This is a genomic window from Streptomyces sp. NPDC048349 (genome assembly GCF_040651925.1).
In the GTDB taxonomy this organism is placed as follows: Bacteria; Actinomycetota; Actinomycetes; order Streptomycetales; family Streptomycetaceae; genus Streptomyces.
In genome coordinates this window covers 1-2,904 of the sequence record NZ_JBEZLA010000142.1, presented here as the reverse complement: position 1 = coordinate 2,904, position 2,904 = coordinate 1, and the positions used below count along the sequence as shown (strand labels likewise).

General features: G+C 72.0%; 1 protein-coding gene and 1 pseudogene. Both read left to right on the top strand.

Features of this window, described 5'->3' with window-relative positions:
* Positions 1-390: 390 nt before the first annotated feature.
* Positions 391-2,664: an RNA degradosome polyphosphate kinase gene (locus tag AB0D44_RS34285; RefSeq protein WP_362598802.1), complete on the top strand. Its 2,274-nt coding sequence runs from the start codon at positions 391-393 to the stop codon at positions 2,662-2,664.
* A 4-nt stretch (positions 2,665-2,668) separates the two neighbouring features.
* Positions 2,669-2,904: pseudogene (locus AB0D44_RS34280) on the top strand (hypothetical protein); the annotation flags it as partial.

Sequence of the window (2,904 nt, the reverse complement as noted above, 5' to 3'; positions counted from 1 at the left end):
TACGTCCAGTACGGGGGCATCCGGCCGGCACGCCGAGAGCACGCACCGGACACCGCTCCTTCACCACGGACCTCCGTCAGACACCCCCTAGCCCCTCGGCGCCCTCCCCGCCCCGCCGGCGCCCGTCCAGCCCGCCGGCGTCAGGGGCGCGGGGCCCGGGGGCGGATCCCACGCAACGGCGCCGCACCCCGACCGCCCCCCGCCCCCGCCCCCCGCCCCGCGCCCCACGCCCCACGCCCCGCCGCCCAACGCCGCACACCCAGGACGCCACCCACCCTTAACCCGGCATTCAGACGCACTTGCGACCCTCCCCGCATGCACCCCCGACTCCGACTGACGGCCGACACTTCCGACGCGCCTGTCCTCCCGCTTGCGCGGAAGAATGGAGTCATGAGCCACAAGCCCAGCGCAGGCCCCACCGAGGTCCCCGCCCAGCACCCGTCCCACACCTCCGCCGCCCCCGCGGGAACGCCGGGCATGGCCGTCACCGGAGCTCACGCGCGCCTTGGTTCCATCAGCGCGCACCGCCCGCACGTCGACCTCGAGCCCGACCTCGACGCCGATCTGGACGCCTACGACGACAAGGACGGCGGGGAGCTGCCGTCCGGCCGCTTCCTCGACCGGGAGCGCAGCTGGCTCGCCTTCAACGAGCGGGTGCTGGAGCTCGCCGAGGACCCGACGACACCCCTCCTGGAGCGCGCCAACTTCCTGGCGATCTTCGCGAGCAACCTCGACGAGTTCTTCATGGTCCGCGTGGCCGGCCTCAAGCGCCGCATCGCGACCGGCGTCGCCACCCGTTCGGCCTCAGGCCTGCAGCCCCGTGAGGTGCTGGACCTCATCTGGACCCGCTCGCGCGAGCTCATGGCCCGGCACGCCGCCTGCTTCCAGCAGGACATCTCCCCGGCGCTGGCCGAGGAGGGCGTGCACCTCATCCGCTGGCCGGACCTCACGGAGAAGGAGCAGGCGCGCCTGTTCACCCTGTTCCGCAACCAGATCTTCCCGGTGCTGACCCCGCTGGCCGTCGACCCCGCGCACCCGTTCCCGTACATCTCCGGCCTCTCCCTCAACCTGGCCGTGGTCGTGCGCAACCCCGTCAGCGGCCACCGCCACTTCGCCCGGGTCAAGGTCCCGCCGCTGCTCTCCCGCTTCCTGGAGGCCTCCCCACACCGCTACGTCCCGCTGGAGGACGTCATCGCCGCGCACCTGGAGGAGCTCTTCCCGGGCATGGAGGTGCTCGCGCACCACATGTTCCGCGTGACCCGCAACGAGGACCTCGAGGTGGAGGAGGACGACGCCGAGAACCTCCTCCAGGCCCTGGAGAAGGAGCTCATGCGGCGCCGCTTCGGCCCGCCCGTGCGCCTGGAGGTCGAGGAGTCCATCGACCCGGGCGTACTGGACCTGCTGGTGCAGGAGCTGAAGGTCAACGCCTCCGAGGTCTACCCGCTGCCCGGCCCGCTGGACCTGACCGCCCTCTTCGGCATCGCCTCGCTGGACCGGCCCGAGCTGAAGTTCCCCAAGTTCATCGCCGGGACCCACCGGGACCTGGCCGAGGTCGAGTCCGCGTCCGCTCCGGACATCTTCGCCGCGCTGCGCGAGCGCGACGTGCTGCTGCACCACCCGTACGACTCCTTCTCCACCTCGGTGCAGGCCTTCCTGGAGCAGGCCGCCGCCGACCCGGACGTCCTCGCGATCAAGCAGACGCTGTACCGCACCTCCGGCGACTCCCCGATCGTGGACGCGCTGATCGACGCCGCCGAGGCCGGCAAGCAGGTCCTCGTACTCGTCGAGATCAAGGCCCGTTTCGACGAGCAGGCCAACATCAAGTGGGCCCGCAAGCTGGAGGAGTCCGGCTGCCACGTCGTCTACGGGCTGGTGGGCCTCAAGACCCACTGCAAGCTGTCGCTCGTCGTCCGCCAGGAGGGCGACCAGCTGCGCCGCTACTCGCACGTGGGCACCGGCAACTACCACCCCAAGACGGCCCGCCTGTACGAGGACCTCGGCCTGCTCACCGCCGACCCGCAGGTCGGCGCGGACCTCTCCGACCTCTTCAACCGGCTGTCCGGCTACTCGCGCCGCGAGACCTACCGCCGGCTCATGGTGGCGCCCCGCTCGCTGCGCGACGGGCTGATAGCGCGGATCGACAAGGAAGCCGCCCACCACCGGGCCGGCCGCCCGGCGTACGTGCGCCTGAAGATGAACTCGATCGTCGACGAGGCCCTCATCGACTCGCTCTACCGGGCCTCCCAGGCGGGCGTGCCCGTCGACATCTGGGTGCGCGGCATCTGCGCGGTGCGGCCCGGGGTGGCCGGGCTCTCGGAGAACATCCGGGTCCGCTCGATCCTCGGCCGCTTCCTGGAGCACTCCCGGGTCTTCGCCTTCGGCAACGGCGGCGAACCCGAGGTGTGGATCGGCAGCGCCGACATGATGCACCGCAACCTCGACCGCCGTATCGAGGCACTGGTCAGGGTCGCCGACCCGGCCCACCGCGCGGCCCTGGACCGGATGCTGGAAACCGGGATGTCCGACGTCACCTCCTCCTGGCACCTGGGCCCGGACGGCGAATGGACCCGGCACAGCACGGACGCGGAAGGCCAGCCGCTGCGGCACGTTCAGGAGATGCTCATAGACGCCCGGAGGCGCCGGCGTGGCTCAGCCAAACCATGACCCGATGGCAATGACGGGATGCGCGGGTGACGTGCTGGGCGCGTACCTGCGCACCCAGGCCACCGCCTTCCTGCGCGGCCTGCGCCTGCACGAGGAGTGGGGGTCCCCCCGGACGGAGTCCGGGGGCGGGGCCGACGCCCCGGAAGCGGTCGACCCCGCCGATCAGGCCCAGCTCGACGCGCCCAGCCACGACAACCACCCCTACCCCCCGGGCGTCCCGCACGTGTCCGCCGTGTTGAA